A 17830-nucleotide genomic window follows, 5' to 3' on the forward strand; every position below is an offset into this window, starting at 1 on the left:
GTTTTTTTATTTTTATGGTCTATCTAATCAACACCTAAATATGAGACTAACTATTCTGCTAATTGTATTAAGCTGTTTTCAACTTAATGCACAATCGAAACCCGATTTATCATATTACCTTCCACAAAACACAAGCTATAACCAAGCGATTCCAACTCCAGAATCTGTGATTGGTCATCAGGTTGGAGAATGGCATATTACTCATGACAAGTTAGTTCAGTATATGCAAAAGTTAGCAGCAGCCTCAGATAGAGTTAGTATTGAAAATCGAGGCACTACTTTTGAAGGACGACCTCTGCTCCTTCTCACGATTACATCGCCATCAAATCAAAATAATTTAGACGTCATAAGACGCGAGCATATAACTGCTACCGAAAGTAATTCTGTAGACACAAGTAACATGCCTATTGTTGTGTATCAAGGTTTTTCAATTCATGGTAATGAAGCTAGTGGTTCAAATGCCTCTATGCTGGTTGCTTATTATTTGGCGGCAGCCGAAAGCAAAGATGTGAAAGACTTACTAGACAATACTGTTATTTTATTTGATCCATCATTGAACCCAGACGGCTTACAGCGTTTCGCCTATTGGGCAAACACTAATAAAAGTAAAAATCTGAATCCAGATCCTAACGACAGAGAATATAGAGAAGTTTGGCCAGGTGGAAGAACAAATCATTATTGGTTTGATATGAACCGAGATTGGCTTCCTGTTCAACTGCCAGAATCTCAAGCACGTATTGCAAGCTTCCATAAATGGTTACCAAATATATTGACTGATCATCATGAGATGGGTACAAATGCTAGTTTCTTTTTTCAGCCGGGAATACCATCTCGAACGCACCCTTTAACTCCAAAATTAAACCAAGAATTAACGAAAAGTATTGGTAATTTTCATGCAAAGGCTTTTGATAAGATAGGGTCTCTGTATTATACAGAAGAAAGTTTTGATGATTTTTACTACGGAAAAGGATCAACATTTCCTGATATTAACGGAAGTATCGGAATTTTATTCGAACAAGCCAGCTCTCGTGGTCATATTCAGGAAAGTGACAATGGAATTTTAACCTTCCCATTTACCATTAAAAATCAATTCACTGCAGCTTTATCAACACTCGAAGCTGGAAAGAATATGAGACGTAAAATCCTTCAATATCAGCACGATTTCTACAAAAATGCCAGAAATGAAGCATCTAAGGAGAATGGTAAAGGCATTGTATTTGGTGATGAGAAAGATGGGGCTAAAACCTATCATTTAGCTGAAATATTGAAGAGACACCACATCGAGTTTCATGACCTCAAAGCAGACTTTGACAGTAACGGAAAACACTTTAAGAAGGGATACGCCTATATAGTTCCTAAAAATCAAAAAAACACGCGTTTAATTAATGCCATGTTTGAAACGCGCACTAAATTTCAGGATAGTTTATTTTATGATGTCTCTGCATGGACATTTCCTCTGGCTTTTGGATTAGATTATTCTGAAGATATTTCTACCTCAAACGCAGGTGCAAGAATTGACATTCTTAACCGAAATGAAGGCTCTGTATCTGGGAAAAGTAATTATGCATATCTCATGGAATGGCATGAATATTATGCGCCTAAAGCTCTCAACAAAATTTTGGAAAGTGGACTACGTGCTAAAGTAGGCATGAAACAATTTTCAATGAATGGAAAAACATATGACTATGGAACAATTTTAATTCCTGTTCAAAACCAAAATAAATCTATAGATGATCTCTACGCTTTTTTACAGCGTGTTGCTAAAGACAGCCACATCCATATAGATGCAGTGAGTACAGGACTAACTGAAGGCATCGATTTAGGAAGCAATCAATTTAGAGCATTAACTCAGCCCAAAGTTGCGATTATAGTTGGTGATGGTATTAGAAGCTATGATGCTGGTGAAATATGGCATTTATTCGATCAACGTTATGACATGCGACTAACTAAACTAGATACGAGATCATTAAATCGTGTAAACTTAAGTAGGTACAATACCATCATTTTACCTAGCGGTTCTATTGATGCTACAAAAAAACTTAAAGAATGGGTTCAAAACGGTGGAACACTAATTGGCTATAGAAGTGCCCTAAATTGGCTCAAGAGAAACGAATTTATCAAACTGGATTTTAAAAAGATGGAACGACAAGCCACAGATATTTCTTTTGAACAACGTGGAAACTATAATGGCGCTCAAGTTGTTGGTGGAGCAATTTTTGAAGCTGAACAAGACCGCTCTCACCCTATAAATTTTGGTTATAAAAATGATAAAATTGCTTTATTTAGAAACAATACCATGTTTATGAAAGCTGATAAGCAAAGCTATAATAATCCAATACGATATACTAAAAACCCGTTGCTAGGTGGTTATATATCAAAACCGAATTTAGATAGTCTATCACTAACTGTGCCTTTTAAAGTAAAACGATTAGGTAACGGAAACGTTGTGGTATTTACGGATAACACCAACTTTAGAGCGTTTTGGTATGGTACTAACAAACTTTTGATGAATGCCATATTCTTCAGAGAAGAACTATAGTTTGATCGAAATTAGCGCTAAGGCAAGGACAATTATTAAATAGAGTAATGCAATTTGAAACTGCATTAACAATGTGAGTATTAGCATTATGACTATTATAAAAATAGGCACTAATGTTATAGCTATGGCAAATCTAAACGTTGCTGTAAATTCTATTTCTTTAATTTTTGGTTGCGCCACTTTTTTCCATATAAAATAAGGTAGAAACAAACATAGTATTAGCAAAAACTTGGACAGCACTTTTAACGGGCTGTCCTTTTTTAATTGTCCTTTCTCACAAGAGCTAAAATTATTAGCAATACAAGAATTTACGCGTTCTGGTTTCAAAAAATCAACATTCATAGCCTCTAGTGCTTCTAAAGTTTGTTCATAGTTTTCGGTTTCAATATGTGTTGTTAATTTACATAGTTGATCGAATACTTTCGATTTAAGCTCTAAAACGCGCGCGCTTTTATCTTCAATAGAACACGTATCTATAGACATCACATTTCCGAAGTTAATTAAAGTAGAATCTCCAAATTTGGTAGCGTTTTTAAAGTTCAATCCAACAGGAACTAAATGAATTATTGTATCAGGATACGCTTCTAATGTTTCAAAAATAATTCTGGTAAACCCTTTACTCAATGGACGTACTGTTCTACGTAGATTATGACTACCTTCTGGAAAAATGGTAATCGCATGCCCTTCACTAAGCAGTTTTGAACTCTTCGAAAAGACCCTATTATTCTTGGTTAAATTTGACCAACCATCTCTAATGCGGTATACGGGAAGCATTAATAAACTTTTAAGAACCTTACTTATTAACGGTTTACTAAAAACACTCGCTCTTGTTAAAAAATAGGAAAACCTACCATTTTTTGTTGCAATTAATAACGCATCAAGTAAGGCGTTTTGGTGGTTTCCAAGAAATAAAACAGCTCCACTTTTCGGAATTCGATTGGCATGTTTCACCTCTATCTTTTTAAAATAAAAAAACAGACCTAGGCGTAAATAAGCCCTCATGCTATGTAACCATATTTGTCTCAAACGTCTACAACTTTAGGCGATTTACAACTCCATAAAACCGAAATCATCAAGCCTGAAATGATATGCCAAATGCCCCAAAATGCCGCCATAATTGCCATGCCTCCTAACCCACTAAAAAATGTAAAAATAAGAAGTAAGCCTAATCCAGAATTTTGAATACCGGTTTCAATAGCCAGAGTTTTTTGATTCTTAAAAGACAACCTAAAGGTCTTAGCCACAGAGAAACCTAATAATATGGCCAGAAAATTATGACCTATTCCAATAAGCAGAACATAATGAATATAGTTATTAAACACATCCATATTTTTAGAGAACGCAATAATTACGATCGCCACAAATACCACAATAGATAAGGGTTTTAAAACCTTTGAAATCTTGCTTGCAATACGTTCATTTTTATACCTCACATACATACCTATTAATAGAGGAACGCCTAAAATAAGTAATACCAGTTTTACAAGTTCAAAGGGTTGCAGTTCTACACTTTTTAAAAGATGTCTAGTTGGCTCATATAAATTCCCATATAGTTGAAAGTTTAAGGGCGTTACTAAAATTGCCAATAAGGTTCCAAAAGCTGTTAAACTTACCGACAAAGCTGTATTTCCATTGGCCAAATGTGTCATGAAATTAGATATATTCCCGCCTGGACAAGCCGCCACCATCATCATGCCTAATGCAATGCTTGGTTGTGGCTTAAGGACGACTATAATCAAGAACGTAAGTAATGGCAAAAGCACAAATTGTGATAGTACTCCAACCAATACGGGCTTGGGCTGCCTTAGCAATGATTTAAAGTCGTTTATAGAAATCCCTAACGCAACACCAAACATTACAACAGCCAAAGCGATATTTAATACCCAAAGGCCATTACTATCAAAGTTAATTTTTACATGGTCTAACTGCTCCATCTATTATGCTACTGTTGAGCCATTTTTAACGCGTTGTTGCGGATTTAAAAGTATCACGTCTTTACCATCAACTGCACCAAGAATTAGGCATTCACTCATAAACTTTGCTATTTGCTTTTTTGGAAAATTGACAACAGCAACTACTTGACGTTGCATCAAATCGTCTTTTTTGTAAAGTGTCGTAATTTGAGCAGAAGATTTCTTAATTCCCAGATCACCAAAATCAATGGTAAGCTGGTATGCTGGGTTTCTAGCTTCAGGAAAATCATGCACCTCAATAATAGTTCCAACGCGCAAATCAACCTTTGTAAAGTCTTCGAAAGTTATTATATTATCCATTCCTTAAACATACAAATTAATCTTAACATTTACATTATGGCTTTGACTCCTTCAAACATGTTGCCTCTTGGAACGAAAGCTCCAAATTTTGAATTAATAAACACGGTAGATAATAGTTTAGTATCACTAGAAAATGCACGAGGAGTAGAAGGTACCATTATCATGTTTATTTGTAACCATTGTCCGTTTGTAAAACATGTAAATGATGAACTATCAAAATTAGCTAAAGATTATAGTTCTAAAGGAATCAATACTATTGCTATTTCTAGTAATGATGTTGTCAATTATCCTGACGACGCTCCGCATCTCATGAAAGAAAACGCCATAACAAACGATTTCATATTCCCGTATTTATATGATGAAACACAAGAGGTTGCAAGAGCTTATGATGCCGCTTGCACTCCTGATTTCTATGTATTTGACAAACACCTTAACCTTGTGTATCGAGGACAACTTGATGATTCGAGACCTGGAAACGGGAAACCTGTTACCGGAAAAAACATAAGAGAAACACTCGATAATCTTCTTAAAAACAATCCCATTTCTGAAGTACAAAAACCAAGCATTGGTTGTAATATTAAATGGAAATAGATAAGGTTTTCCTAATGTTACGTTAAAGAAAAACTAAAAACAACTCTTGCGCTAGTAGACTTCATTATATTTGGTTTTAGCTAACTATTTTATAATGAAAACAAGACTACGTTTACTCTTTTTACTGCTCTTTTCTACATCGCTAATTATAGCGCAACAACCTAAAAAACCAACAGCTTCAGATATTCATGAATCTATAAAAAAGTTAAACTTTTTAGGGTCGGTTCTCTATGTTGCTGCACATCCTGATGATGAAAATACACGCCTCATTTCTTATATGTCTAATGAAGTTAAAGCTAGAACTGCTTACCTATCATTAACACGTGGAGATGGTGGGCAAAACCTAATTGGTCCAGAAATTAGAGAACTTTTAGGTGTCATTAGAACACAAGAATTATTGGCAGCAAGACGTACAGATGGAGGAGAACAGCGATTCACTAGAGCTAACGATTTTGGCTACTCAAAACATCCTGATGAAACTTTAGCCATTTGGAATAAAGAACAGGTGTTAAGTGATGTGGTTTTAGCTATCAGACAATTCAAACCAGATGTAATTATCAATCGTTTTAATCACAGAAATCCAGGAACAACACATGGTCATCATACCAGTTCTGCAATGTTGAGTATTGAAGCCTTTGATTTGGTTGGAAATAAAAATGCTTATCCTAATCAATTATCGATGGTTGATGTATGGCAACCTAAGCGTCTATTTTTTAATACAGGATGGTGGTTCTATGGAAGTCGTGAAAACTTTGAAAAAGCAGACAAAAGTGATTTATTACAAATAGACACAGGCGTTTACTTTCCTAGTAACGGATTAAGTAATCCTGAAATTGCCGCGCTAAGTAGAAGTCAACACAAATCACAAGGTTTTGGAAGTACAGGAAGACGTGGCTCTCAAATAGAATATATAGAATTAATTAAGGGAGATTTACCTTCTGATAAAACTAATGTTTTTGAAGGCATAGACACCTCATGGAATAGAATTGAAGGCGGAAATGCGATTGGAGATATCCTTTATGCTGTGCAAAACAATTTTGATTTTAAAAACCCTTCGGCTTCGATTCCCGAACTTGTAAGAGGATATAATGCCATTCAAAACTTAAAGGATTCTCATTGGAAAACGCTTAAAACCAAAGAAATAAAAGACATTATAGCCGCTTGCGCTGGACTATACCTTGAGGCTACAGCAAACACAAATCATGCTACTGCTGGCTCTGCAGTAAATCTTAATTTAGAGGTTATTAATAGAAGTGATGCCAATATTACACTATTGAACATCATTAACCCAAACGGACTCTCCATTGAGAAGAATTTAGCCTTAGAGAATAATGCCCGCTTTAATTTCAGAGAGACTTTAGAGATCAATAAAAATGAAAAAGTATCAACACCGTATTGGCTAACAAAAAAAGGTAGTCTTGGTATGTATAGTGTAGATGATAAAAACCTTATTGGAGAACCCGAAACGCCAAGGGCATTAAACATCAAATTCAATTTGAGTATTGCCAATATTCCTATTTCATTTACAAAACCCATTGTTTATAAAACCAATGACCCTGTAAAAGGAGAAGTCTATAAGCCTTTCGAAATTATCCCTGAAGCATCAGCAAAAATATCAGAAAAAGTGATTATCCTAGACTCAGACACACAACGTGATATTGAAGTTATTGTTAAGGCTGGACGTGATAGCTTAGAAGGTTATGTACAGTTAGCGCATCCAAACAACTGGAGCGTGTATCCAGATAAACAAAAAATAAACATAAGCGATAAAGGTCAAGAACAACGTCTCATATTTACCGTAATTCCACCAAAAGAGCAAAGTGAAGGTTTATTTACACCAATGGTTCATGTGGGAAGTAATATATACACTAAAGAACTCATTGAAATCGATTATGATCATATCCCACTTCAAACAGTGCTGTTGCCTAGCGAAAGTAAGATTGTGAGATTAGATATTAAAAAACGTGGCGAAAGCATAGGTTATATTGAAGGTGCAGGAGATGTAGTACCAGAAAGTCTAAGACAAATTGGTTATAACGTTGCTGTATTAAAACCAGAAGATATTACATCAGAAAACTTAAAGCGTTTTGATGCTATTGTTGTTGGCATTAGAGCGTATAATACTGTTGAGGATTTAAAATTCAAACAGCAGTTATTATTCGATTATGTCGCTCAAGGCGGAAATATGATTGTTCAATACAATACGAGTCATCGTGTTAAAGTAGATCAAATTGCTCCTTATGATCTAAAATTATCAAGAGATAGAGTAACAGACGAGAACGCCGATGTTAGATTGCTAGCAACAAACCATGAAGTATTAAACTTTCCGAATAAAATTACAAAGAATGACTTTGAAGGCTGGACGCAGGAACGTGGCTTATACTTTCCAAACGAATGGGCTCCAGAGTTTACGTCTATCCTATCTATGAATGACAATGGCGAAAGTCCAAAAACTGGAAGTTTATTAGTAGCTAATCATGGTAAAGGACATTACATATATACAGGACTTAGCTTTTTTAGAGAATTTCCGGCAGGAGTTTCAGGAGCATACCGACTATTTGCAAATATGTTGTCTTTAGGTAAAAATGATATCAATCAAACTAATCAAATTAAAAACTAATGGAAAAATACAAATGGAATAAGATGTACACGCTTGTACTCTGTGCCAATATTATCTACATCATCGCATTTTACTTCATCACTAAAGCCTTTTAAAAATGCAAACATTAGATTGGATCGTACTCATTAGTACATTGCTGCTCATCGTTGCTTACGGAACCTATCAATCACGTGGGAGTAAAAATGTTCAGGACTATTTAAAAGGTGGTAATACATCAAAGTGGTGGACTATAGGATTATCGGTAATGGCAACACAGGCCAGTGCTATTACATTCTTGTCAACACCAGGACAAGCCTTTAATGATGGCATGGGATTCGTACAGTTTTATTTCGGGTTGCCTATTGCTATGGTTGTGATTTGCATGGTATTTATCCCGCTTTATCATCGACTTAAAGTCTATACAGCCTATGAGTTTCTTGAAAGTAGATTTGACTTAAAAACAAGAACACTTACAGCAATACTATTCTTAATACAACGTGGTTTGGCTGCAGGTATTACCATTTTTGCACCTGCTATTATCTTATCGGCAGTACTAGGATGGAACCTACTCCTACTTAATGTTATTATTGGAGTGTTAGTTATTATTTATACTGTTTCTGGTGGAACCAAAGCCGTAAATGTGACGCAAAAGCATCAAATGATTGTGATTTTTACAGGAATGATCATTGCTTTTGTTTTAATCATTAGCCAGCTACCAGAAAACATTACTTTCTCGAAAGCGCTAGATATTGCTGGCGCCAGCGGTAAAATGGAAGTTTTAGATTTTTCTTTTAATCTAAATAATCGTTATACCGTTTGGAGTGGGCTCATTGGTGGTACATTTTTAATGTTATCCTATTTCGGTACAGATCAAAGTCAGGTACAACGTTACCTCTCAGGAAAGTCTCTTAAAGAGATGCAAATTGGAATGATGTTTAATGGCTTGTTAAAAGTGCCAATGCAGTTCTTTATCCTATTAGTAGGTGTAATGGTATTTGTGTTTTACCAATTTAATAAGGCTCCTGTAAATTTCAATCCAGCCGCAACCGAAGTGGTTTTAAACTCAGAATTTGCAGAAGAATATAAGTCTATTCAAAAGCAACAGCAAGAGGTTTTTGATATGAAGAAATATGCTATTGAAGAGTTTTCAAGTTCTGATGGCAAAGTTGATCCAGATGTCATAGCAAACTACAACGCCCAAAGTGATACGTTAAGAGCTCATGCCAGAACTTTAATCGTTAAAGCTGGCGAATCTCAAAATGTAAAAGTAGAGAGTAACGATAAAGATTATGTATTCATTCACTTTATATTAAACAACCTTCCTCGCGGACTCATAGGCTTGTTACTGGCGGTAATTTTGAGTGCAGCCATGTCGAGTACTTCAAGTGAATTAAATGCACTGGCTAGTACAACTACTATGGATTTGTACAAACGAAATACTGGAGAAAAATCTGAGACCGAAATGGTGCAAGCATCAAGATGGTTTACTTTAGGATGGGGAATTTTAGCAATAGGAGTGGCTTGTGTTGCCAATCTTGCCGAGAATTTAATTCAACTCGTTAATATTATTGGTTCTATTTTCTACGGAAATGTGCTAGGAATATTCCTTTTAGCCTTCTTTTTCAAGTTTGTAAAAGCCAATGCTGTTTTTACAGCTGCTCTTATTACACAGGTCTTAGTTATTGGTTTGTTTTTATTAGACGAATATGGTCAAATAAATCTGCCATTCCTTTGGCTTAATTTTGTTGGTTGCTTCTTAGTTATTATCATCGCCATGATAATTGATTTTAATAAAATTTCGAAAAACAATAAAATGATACTTACGGGATTGATGTCTATATTGATGTACTTTGGATATATCATTGTAAACAATTCCTAAAGCATGATAAGGTTGTACTAAATAACTTGACAAATTTTAGTTCAAATTACCCTCATTTAAATGCATAAAAAAAGACCTTTTGACATGTTCAAAAGGTCTTTTTTTTATTGTAAATATGTTAAATTACATAGCTCCCCATTCTTTTAGAGATTCCATATTTTGCTTAACATAGTTTTGGTTACCAGCTTCTTTAGCAGCAGCCATAGACTCTTTAGCCAATTTAATAGCGCCGTTTTTATCACCAGCAGCAGCATAAATTAAAGATTGCTGTCTTACTTGCCAGAACCCTGGCTTTTCAATCATAGACATCGCTTTATCTATCCATTTTTTAGCCTTATTAGCATCTTTCCCTGCATTTAAATAGTATACTGCAGATGCATAGTAATCATTAGCACTTGGTCCAGCCATTACTTTATCTATTGCAGCAGAAACTGTTTTATCTGTTGGTACAGTAAAAGGAATACCTACATAAGACTTCTCCCAGATAATATCAATAGTTCCACCTGTAGCCGAAATATTATTAATATCCATAGTCATTGTTTCTACGTTAAAAGGAACAGCATGAACATCTACTTTTGCAGTGGCTACAACTTTACTATCATCCCAATTTCTAGGTGTTCCCCAATTATTGGTATCGTTATAAAATATAACATCCCATTGCTTTGCAGAATTAAGTTTTGTGAAAATTGCATAAGAACCAGCTTTTACCTCTTGACCAGCAATAGTAACATCATCACTAAATGTGATTACTGTATTCTTATTAGCTCCAGTTCTCCACATACCTCCATAAGGCTCCAAATCACCAAATATTGTTCTTCCTTTCACACTAGGACGAGAATATTCGATAGTAATATCGGTTAATCCAACCTTTTGTTCCAGCTTAGAAGATGGACTTGGCTGTGGTGTTTCAATTTGTGCATAAGTAGCGAAAGACATAGCAAACACTGCAAACACTAGTAATAATTTTTTCATTTGTATTAGTATTTATGATTAGTTTTAAAATTCACGTAAATTTACAAACAAGCTAAGCCTTTGTTTGTTAAGAAAACCTTAAATTAAACAGGCTTGTACCTAGCAAACCTTTAGAATGAAAAAATATTACGCAGAAATTATAGGAACATTCGCCATGATATTTTGTGGATGTGGTGCCATGACTATTAATGAAATCACCAACGGTAGTATCTCTCATGTTGGTGTAGCCATAACTTGGGGCCTCATAGTAATGAGTATGATTTATGCTTTCGGAGAAATATCTGGAGCGCATTTTAATCCGGCTGTGACTTTCGGCTTCGCCTATGCAAAAAAATTTCCATGGAACGAGGTTCCAAAATATATTTTAGCTCAAGCAATAGGCGCTTTTTTGGCTTGCTTTGTGCTTTGGTTTTTATTTCCAGAAAGTAATACTCTAGGCAGCACAATTCCCGCAGAAAACTTTGAACCTTACAAGGCTTTTGTTCTAGAACTGCTGCTCACATTCTTTTTAATGGTTGTTATTATTAATGTGTCTACAGGTAGTAAAGAAATTGGTACAATGGCAGCTATAGCCGTTGGTGGTGTCATTTTGTTAGAAGCCATGTTTGCAGGTCCAATGACTAAAGCCTCAATGAACCCAATTAGGTCTTTAGCTCCTGCCCTAGTTTCTGGAAACCTTCAGCATTTATGGCTATACCTCACTGCACCTTTTGTGGGAGCTTTTCTTGCGGTTGCCAGCTGTTCTCTCGTTAAAGATGATAATTGTTGTTAGCTCAAAAATAACACTTTTCCGTCTTAAATTTTGACTAGATTAACACTTCCATAGTTAAAATCTATAGTGGTATGTTAATTTTTTGTTTAAACATATTAAATAAAAATTAAACGTTTTGTATATTTACTTATAATAATCATGAAAGTTTTTGCAAATAAAAGCGACTAGTTTATTACTAATTTAAACGATAAACACTATGGATATAATAAATAAAGCTTTAGAGTTTGAACAAAGAAAGATGCGTTCGTTATCAACGAGTGATCGTGTAAAAATTTCCCGAGAGGCTAAAGCGTTAATTTTAGATTTAAATCAAATTTACAAGCAGAAAAAAGACCAAAATATCATGGAAATCATGAAACGTCTTACTGTGATAAAAAGGAAAGTTGAAAAGCGTCTTAAAGGTGCACCATTAACTGCCTAATTCAAAGTAAATAGTATGGAGCGTATTAGATATCGTATATAACGTTAATCTATTACGCTCATTTTTTTAAAATCAACCAGAAGTGAAGTTTCTCAAGTACCTTATTATATTCGCAATTATTAATTTCTCTGCCCTTGGTATTGGCTCATGGCTTATGAATGGTGGAGCTCAAGGAGCTTGGTATCTTCAACTTGAAAAAGCACCTTGGACACCCGATGGCTGGGTATTTGGAGCCGCTTGGACCACTATTATGGTCTGTTTTTCATGCTATATGGCCTTTCTTTATTCAAAAAGACCGACCAGAAAAGTTCTAATATTATTTATCATACAGTTTGTACTCAATGTAAGCTGGAATTACATCTTCTTTGATCAAAAATTCATAACAGCTTCGTTAATAAGTATTGCATTGCTAACTATGATAGTTTTGGCGTTTTTAATAACGTATATAAAGGATCTAAAAATTAAGTCACTTCTTATATTACCTTATTTAATTTGGTTATGCATAGCCACATCCCTTAACTTATATATCGTTTTATACAACTAATTTGAAAATTTACACACTACATAAAAAACAAAATTTGCCAATCTCAATTAAGATGGCTTGGGAGTTTTTATCTAACCCTAACAACCTAAAAACAATAACACCAGACTATATGGGTTTTAAAATTATTTCTGGAGCCGATCGTCCAATGTATGAAGGGCAGATAATTCAATATTTAGTAACTCCTGTTTTGGGTATTAAAACCAAATGGGTAACCGAGATTACTCATATTGTAGATCAAAAGTATTTTGTTGATGAACAGCGTTTTGGACCTTATGCTTTATGGCATCACAAACACTTTATCAAAGCTATTGATGGTGGTGTGGAAATGGAAGACATCATTGATTACAAATTACCATTTGGAGTTTTAGGTGAGCTAGTTCACCCCATAGTTGTAAAACCAAAACTAGAAGAAATTTTTAGCTATCGTGCGAAAAAACTAGAAGAACTATTCGGAATTTACAACACGTAAAAATCATCAATTTGCCTATGAAACAACCGCTAAGTATTTTTTGGTTTAGACGTGATTTACGACTAGATGATAACGTTGGTTTTTACGAGGCTCTAAAGGGCAAATATCCTGTTTTACCTGTATTTATTTTCGATTCTGAAATACTAAGAAATCTTCCCGAAAATGACGCTAGAGTGACCTTTATATTTAATACGTTGCAAGATATGCATCGTACACTTGGTAAGGAACATGGAAGTGGCATTGCTCTATTTTATGGTGAACCCGTAAACATTTATAAGCAGTTAATTCAAAACTATAACATCCAAGAAGTGTACTCCAATCATGATTATGAACCATATGCTAGGCAACGTGATGATGACGTCAAGACAATATTATCGCATAGTAACATAAAGTTCAAAACATTCAAGGATCAAGTTATTTTCGAAAAAAGCGAGGTGGTAAAAAAAGATAGAAATCCATACGTTGTTTATACACCCTATATGAGGACTTGGAAAGCACAATATAAATCTCTCAAACTTGACGCTTTTAACACTAATGTCTACCTCAACAACCTCATTAAAAGTTCTAATTTTCCTAGCCTTACATTATTAGACATAGGGTTCACTAAGTCAAATCAAGACATTACGCATTATATTGTAAATCCAAACATAATTCAAAACTATGAGGCCACAAGAAATTTCCCTTCCAAAGATGCAACATCTCATTTAGGCCCTTACCTGCGCTTTGGTACTGTTAGTATTCGTCACATCGTAAAGAAAGCGATTCTTGAAAACCATGAAATCTTCTGGCAACAGTTAATTTGGAGAGAGTTTTTTATGCAAATCTTATGGCATTTTCCCCACACTGTTAATCATTCCTTTAAACCAAAATATGATAGAATAGAATGGCGTAATAATGAGGATGAATTCAAATTATGGTGTGAGGGCAAAACAGGTTATCCACTTGTTGATGCTGGTATGAGGCAACTTAATAAAACAGGTTTTATGCATAACCGAGTGCGTATGCTAGTTGGTAGTTTTTTATGTAAACACTTATTAATAGATTGGAGATGGGGAGAGGCTTATTTTGCCGAAAAATTACATGACTACGAGATGGCAAGTAATGTTGGAAATTGGCAATGGGTCGCAGGTTCAGGCGTTGATGCTGCTCCATATTTTAGAATTTTCAATCCTACTTCACAAATTCAGAAATTCGATAAAGATCATGAGTATATAAAAAAGTGGGTTCCAGAATATCAAGAATTAACTTATCCAAGTCCCATTGTAAATCACAAGGAAGCCAGAGAACGCTGTCTAAAAACTTATAAGCTAGCGTTGCAATAAATGATAACATATTTTTAAGAATCTGATAATTTCTTTTTATTAAATTTAAGTTCTTAACTTTTATAAAGTCTTATGCTTTTGCGTTTTATTTGGATTCTTTTCTTGTCGTTATCAATTTATTCTCAAGATAAATCCAAGCAAGTCTTGTTTGTTGGAAATAGTTTAACCTACACCAATGACTTACCTAAAATTGTAGAGCAAATTGCTTCAAATTTTAATGAAACGATTACAACCACTTCATTATGTTATCCAAATTATGCCTTAATAGATCATTGGAACGATGGTAAATTACAGAAGTATATTAAAACTGGGAAATTTGACTATGTCATTATTCAACAAGGACCTTCCTCACAAAATGATGGTAGGCAGATGCTCTTGAGTGATGGCGCAAAAATTAAAGCACTTTGCGAAGAACATGGAAGCCAATTGGTCTATTTCATGGTATGGCCATCCAAAAACTATTATTACACCTTTGATGGTGTTATCGCTAACCACAAATTCGCTGCTAAACAAAACAAAGCACTACTTTGCCCTGTGGGTGTTATATGGAAGACATATGACGCAAATAAAGCATTAGAGAACCTATATAGTGTAGATGGCTTCCACCCATCAAAAGCAGGAAGTTTTTTGGCTGCATTAACTATATTCAACACCATTTATCCTAATAAAAATATAAGCGATCTTTCATTTAAATCATCAAAAACTTGGATGACTAATAAAAAATCGTTTGATACCATAATCGAATTAATCAATAATCAAAATCAAAAAAAATGAACACAAAAGACGTTGCACAAAAATGGACACAAATGTGTAGAGAAGGTCAAAACCTTGACTGTATTAATGAACTTTATGCTGAAAATGTAGTGAGCAAAGAAATGCCTGGAATGCCAGATGAAATCGTTTCAGGAAAACAAAATGTTTGGAACAAAAACAAAGCATGGTTAGACAATGTTGCAGAATGGCATGGTGGAGAAATTAGTGAGCCAACAGTTGTAGATAATCATTTCACAACAAAAATGACGTTTGACGTTACTTTTAAAGATCGTGGGAGACAACAAATGCAGGAAGTTGCTGTTTTTGAGGTGAAAGACGGAAAGATTTCCAACGAACAATTTTTCTATTCAATGGGATAATACTTAGCTATGAAATATTATATTTTAATTGTCTTATTATCGATCAACTTTATTCATGCACAGCAGGAACAAAAAATGTCTAGTATGGATTTTGTACAAATCCAGAATGATCACGTAGACGAAGTTATGCACTATTACAATAACAACTGGAAAGTGCTTCGAATTGAAGCTATAGAAAAGGGCTATATCGATTCTTTTCAGATTTTAGAAAATGTATATAGCGAAGAAGCACCTTTTCATTTGATATTAATAACGACATATAAAAACAAAATGCAATTTGATCATCGCGAAAAGCACTTTAGAGAACTTATAGATGCAAAAGGACCATTGAATTTATTAAATAACAAAAAACCTGCTGAATTCAGGAAAATACTTTTTGGAACAGATGCAAAACATTTAAATTAATCTAAATGGTTTTAACTCGTAAGGCAATCTCTTTTTTAGGCCTTTTCATCTTAAGTTTTGTTAGTTGTAAAGATGAAAATAGCGATGTGTCTTTTGTAGCATTTGACCATGCAGTTGAGTATTATAGAGATGGACCTATTAGAAGCGTTGGAATTTATAATCCTGACCTTTTACCTGATTTTCATGGAAAATTTGGTCGTTGGAACGAATATCATATAAACGGAAAATTAAAAGAAACAGGACAATATAAATCTGGTTTATATGTACAATGTTGCTTTGCTGGTCCCTGTGAGCAAGTTTATAACTATAAAATTGGTAAATGGAAATACTATTATAACAATGGACAGTTACGAGCTGTAGGGACATACGATTTAAGCATAAAAGAAATTGCGACGAGCTGTGCAGGGAGTGAGAAAATACATTATAGTCATCCTAAAGACGATTGGCTATTTTACAATAAAGATGGTCAAAAACTTGAAACTTCAGAAGTACTTTTGAATCAAATTAAAAACCACAATCCTTTTTATATACTTGAATAACTGAATAAAAAAAGCCTCAATAAATTGAGGCTTTTTTTATACTAGTCTAGAAAGGTTAATTTCCTTCAACACGTGTTATCTTGGCTCCAATGGCTCTCAAACGCTCGTCAATATTTTCATAACCCCTATCAATTTGTTCTATATTATGAATTGTTGATGTACCTCTTGCAGATAAGGCAGCAATTAACAAGGATACACCTGCTCTAATATCTGGTGAAGTCATTGTTGTTGCCTTTAGTTGTGATTTAAAATCGTGACCAATTACAGTAGCACGATGCGGATCACAAAGAATGATTTTTGCTCCCATATCAATGAGTTTATCTACAAAAAACAATCGGCTTTCAAACATTTTTTGATGTACCAGTGCACTTCCTCTGGCTTGTGTTAACACCACTAAAACAATACTTAATAAATCTGGTGTAAATCCTGGCCATGGGGCATCAGCAACGGTTAAAATAGAACCATCAATATAATTTTGAACTTCATAACCATTAATATGTGCTGGAATATGGATATCATCACCTTGACGCTCTATCGTTATTCCTATTTTTCGGAATACATCAGGAATCTGACCTAAATCGTCCCAACTTACATTAGTAATTGTGAGCTCACTTTTAGTCATTGCCGCCAATCCTATCCAACTTCCTATTTCAATCATATCAGGAAGCATTCTATGTGTTGTTCCTCCTAATATATCAACACCTTCAATGATTAACATATTAGAACCAACACCACTTATTTTGGCGCCCATTCTATTAAGCATCTTACACAATTGCTGTAAATAAGGCTCACAAGCAGCATTATAAATTGTGGTTGTCCCTTCAGCAAGTACAGCAGCCATAACAATATTTGCTGTTCCTGTAACCGAGGCTTCATCTAAAAGCATATAAGCACCTTTTAGTTTATCTGCCTCTACACCATAGAAATAGTCTTCTTTGTTATATCTAAATTTTGCACCAAGGTTAATAAACCCTTCAAAGTGTGTATCTAAACGTCTACGCCCAATTTTATCTCCTCCCGGCTTAGGAATATATCCTTTTCCGAAGCGCGCTAATAATGGGCCAACAATCATAATAGAACCTCTTAAGCCCTTTCCATCTTCCTTGAATTCTGCAGATTCTAAATATTTAAGATTTATATCATCGGCCTTAAAAGTGTAAGATCCTTTTCCTACATTATTAATTTTAACACCTAGCTTTTTTAACAGAGCAATTAATTTATTAACATCAATAATATCAGGAATATTATCAATTCGAATCTCCTCTGCAGTTAAGAGTACTGCACATAAAATTTGTAATGCCTCGTTTTTTGCGCCTTGTGGTTGGATTTTCCCTTTTAATTGGTGACCTCCTTCAATAATAAATGTTGCCAT

18 protein-coding genes are annotated in these 17830 nt (G+C 34.6%); 13 read left to right on the forward strand and 5 right to left on the reverse strand.

The genetic code is table 11. The annotated features are described in order from the left end of the window. Window positions 1-40: 40 nt before the first annotated feature. Window positions 41-2539 (forward strand): M14 family metallopeptidase, encoded by a 2499-nt coding sequence (locus Q0787_RS18340; protein ID WP_298904616.1) that lies wholly within the window; start codon window positions 41-43, stop codon window positions 2537-2539. On the opposite strand, the gene Q0787_RS18345 is transcribed toward Q0787_RS18340, so the two are convergent. From Q0787_RS18345 to Q0787_RS18355, 3 genes are all read right to left on the reverse strand, one after another. Continuing rightward, window positions 2534-3490, reverse strand: a complete 957-nt coding sequence (locus Q0787_RS18345; RefSeq protein WP_298904617.1) for a 1-acyl-sn-glycerol-3-phosphate acyltransferase — start codon at window positions 3488-3490, stop codon at window positions 2534-2536. The two genes, Q0787_RS18340 and Q0787_RS18345, sit on opposite strands and share 6 nt — an antisense overlap. A 71-nt stretch (window positions 3491-3561) precedes the next feature. Then, window positions 3562-4473: a bile acid:sodium symporter family protein gene (locus Q0787_RS18350; protein ID WP_298904620.1), complete on the reverse strand. Its 912-nt coding sequence runs from the start codon at window positions 4471-4473 to the stop codon at window positions 3562-3564. Between the two features lie 3 nt (window positions 4474-4476). Continuing rightward, window positions 4477-4812 carry a tRNA-binding protein gene (locus tag Q0787_RS18355; protein ID WP_298904622.1) on the reverse strand — a complete coding sequence of 112 codons (336 nt, stop codon included), beginning with the start codon at window positions 4810-4812 and terminating at the stop codon, window positions 4477-4479. Between the two features lie 36 nt (window positions 4813-4848). Here Q0787_RS18355 and Q0787_RS18360 point away from each other — a divergent pair, with 36 nt between their 5' ends. From Q0787_RS18360 to Q0787_RS18370, 3 genes are all read left to right on the forward strand, one after another. Beyond that, a complete protein-coding gene (locus Q0787_RS18360; protein WP_298904624.1) occupies window positions 4849-5403 on the forward strand; it encodes a thioredoxin family protein in 555 nt (184 codons plus the stop codon). 94 nt (window positions 5404-5497) lie between these two features. Beyond that, window positions 5498-8023: a PIG-L family deacetylase gene (locus Q0787_RS18365; protein ID WP_298904627.1), complete on the forward strand. Its 2526-nt coding sequence runs from the start codon at window positions 5498-5500 to the stop codon at window positions 8021-8023. A 97-nt stretch (window positions 8024-8120) separates the two neighbouring features. Further along, the gene (locus Q0787_RS18370) at window positions 8121-9881 is read left to right on the forward strand and encodes a sodium:solute symporter (protein ID WP_298904631.1); all 1761 of its coding nucleotides are present in this window, start codon (window positions 8121-8123) and stop codon (window positions 9879-9881) included. 123 nt (window positions 9882-10004) lie between these two features. On the opposite strand, the gene Q0787_RS18375 is transcribed toward Q0787_RS18370, so the two are convergent. Then, on the reverse strand, window positions 10005-10853 hold the full coding sequence (locus Q0787_RS18375) for a DUF2911 domain-containing protein (protein ID WP_298904633.1): 849 nt from the start codon (window positions 10851-10853) through the stop codon (window positions 10005-10007). Window positions 10854-10968: 115 nt separating this feature from the next. On the opposite strand from Q0787_RS18375, the gene Q0787_RS18380 reads away from it, so the two are divergent. The 9 genes from Q0787_RS18380 to Q0787_RS18420 all read left to right on the forward strand — a co-directional run bounded on the left by Q0787_RS18380 (window position 10969) and on the right by Q0787_RS18420 (window position 16458). After that, complete coding sequence (locus tag Q0787_RS18380) at window positions 10969-11625, forward strand: MIP/aquaporin family protein (protein WP_298904636.1); 657 nt, start codon at window positions 10969-10971, stop codon at window positions 11623-11625. Window positions 11626-11821: 196 nt separating this feature from the next. After that, the gene (locus tag Q0787_RS18385; protein ID WP_298904638.1) at window positions 11822-12046 is read left to right on the forward strand and encodes a hypothetical protein; all 225 of its coding nucleotides are present in this window, start codon (window positions 11822-11824) and stop codon (window positions 12044-12046) included. Between the two features lie 82 nt (window positions 12047-12128). Beyond that, window positions 12129-12590, forward strand: a complete 462-nt coding sequence (locus Q0787_RS18390) for a TspO/MBR family protein (RefSeq protein ID WP_298904640.1) — start codon at window positions 12129-12131, stop codon at window positions 12588-12590. A gap of 1 nt (window position 12591) precedes the next feature. Further along, window positions 12592-13059, forward strand: coding sequence for an SRPBCC family protein (locus Q0787_RS18395; RefSeq protein ID WP_298904642.1), 468 nt, complete (start codon window positions 12592-12594; stop codon window positions 13057-13059). A 17-nt stretch (window positions 13060-13076) separates the two neighbouring features. Beyond that, window positions 13077-14381, forward strand: a complete 1305-nt coding sequence (locus Q0787_RS18400) for a deoxyribodipyrimidine photo-lyase (RefSeq protein WP_298904645.1) — start codon at window positions 13077-13079, stop codon at window positions 14379-14381. Window positions 14382-14459: 78 nt separating this feature from the next. Continuing rightward, on the forward strand, window positions 14460-15155 hold the full coding sequence (locus Q0787_RS18405; RefSeq protein WP_298904648.1) for an SGNH/GDSL hydrolase family protein: 696 nt from the start codon (window positions 14460-14462) through the stop codon (window positions 15153-15155). Further along, complete coding sequence (locus Q0787_RS18410; RefSeq protein ID WP_298904651.1) at window positions 15152-15514, forward strand: nuclear transport factor 2 family protein; 363 nt, start codon at window positions 15152-15154, stop codon at window positions 15512-15514. Before Q0787_RS18405 ends, Q0787_RS18410 begins: the two co-directional genes overlap by 4 nt. Window positions 15515-15523: 9 nt before the next feature. Further along, window positions 15524-15919 (forward strand): hypothetical protein, encoded by a 396-nt coding sequence (locus Q0787_RS18415; protein ID WP_298904654.1) that lies wholly within the window; start codon window positions 15524-15526, stop codon window positions 15917-15919. 5 nt (window positions 15920-15924) lie between these two features. After that, complete coding sequence (locus Q0787_RS18420) at window positions 15925-16458, forward strand: hypothetical protein (RefSeq protein WP_298904657.1); 534 nt, start codon at window positions 15925-15927, stop codon at window positions 16456-16458. 55 nt (window positions 16459-16513) lie between these two features. Here the strand turns inward: Q0787_RS18420 and murA are convergent, their stop codons facing one another. Continuing rightward, entirely contained in the window at window positions 16514-17830 is a 1317-nt protein-coding gene (gene murA / locus Q0787_RS18425; RefSeq protein ID WP_298904659.1) for a UDP-N-acetylglucosamine 1-carboxyvinyltransferase, read from the reverse strand.

The organism is uncultured Psychroserpens sp. (assembly GCF_947492715.1).
GTDB lineage: Bacteria > Bacteroidota > Bacteroidia > Flavobacteriales > Flavobacteriaceae > Psychroserpens.

Bases quoted from the DNA above. Each gene is read 5' to 3' on its own strand.
- Q0787_RS18340 (WP_298904616.1), top strand. From the start codon at position 41: ATGAGACTAACTATTCTGCTAATTGTATTAAGCTGTTTTCAACTTAAT.
- Q0787_RS18350 (WP_298904620.1), bottom strand. From the start codon at position 4,473: ATGGAGCAGTTAGACCATGTAAAAATTAACTTTGATAGTAATGGCCTT.
- Q0787_RS18355 (WP_298904622.1), bottom strand. From the start codon at position 4,812: ATGGATAATATAATAACTTTCGAAGACTTTACAAAGGTTGATTTGCGC.
- Q0787_RS18360 (WP_298904624.1), top strand. From the start codon at position 4,849: ATGGCTTTGACTCCTTCAAACATGTTGCCTCTTGGAACGAAAGCTCCA.
- Q0787_RS18365 (WP_298904627.1), top strand. From the start codon at position 5,498: ATGAAAACAAGACTACGTTTACTCTTTTTACTGCTCTTTTCTACATCG.
- Q0787_RS18370 (WP_298904631.1), top strand. From the start codon at position 8,121: ATGCAAACATTAGATTGGATCGTACTCATTAGTACATTGCTGCTCATC.
- Q0787_RS18375 (WP_298904633.1), bottom strand. From the start codon at position 10,853: ATGAAAAAATTATTACTAGTGTTTGCAGTGTTTGCTATGTCTTTCGCT.
- Q0787_RS18380 (WP_298904636.1), top strand. From the start codon at position 10,969: ATGAAAAAATATTACGCAGAAATTATAGGAACATTCGCCATGATATTT.
- Q0787_RS18385 (WP_298904638.1), top strand. From the start codon at position 11,822: ATGGATATAATAAATAAAGCTTTAGAGTTTGAACAAAGAAAGATGCGT.
- Q0787_RS18400 (WP_298904645.1), top strand. From the start codon at position 13,077: ATGAAACAACCGCTAAGTATTTTTTGGTTTAGACGTGATTTACGACTA.
- Q0787_RS18410 (WP_298904651.1), top strand. From the start codon at position 15,152: ATGAACACAAAAGACGTTGCACAAAAATGGACACAAATGTGTAGAGAA.
- Q0787_RS18415 (WP_298904654.1), top strand. From the start codon at position 15,524: ATGAAATATTATATTTTAATTGTCTTATTATCGATCAACTTTATTCAT.
- Q0787_RS18420 (WP_298904657.1), top strand. From the start codon at position 15,925: ATGGTTTTAACTCGTAAGGCAATCTCTTTTTTAGGCCTTTTCATCTTA.
- murA (WP_298904659.1), bottom strand. From the start codon at position 17,830: ATGGCAACATTTATTATTGAAGGAGGTCACCAATTAAAAGGGAAAATC.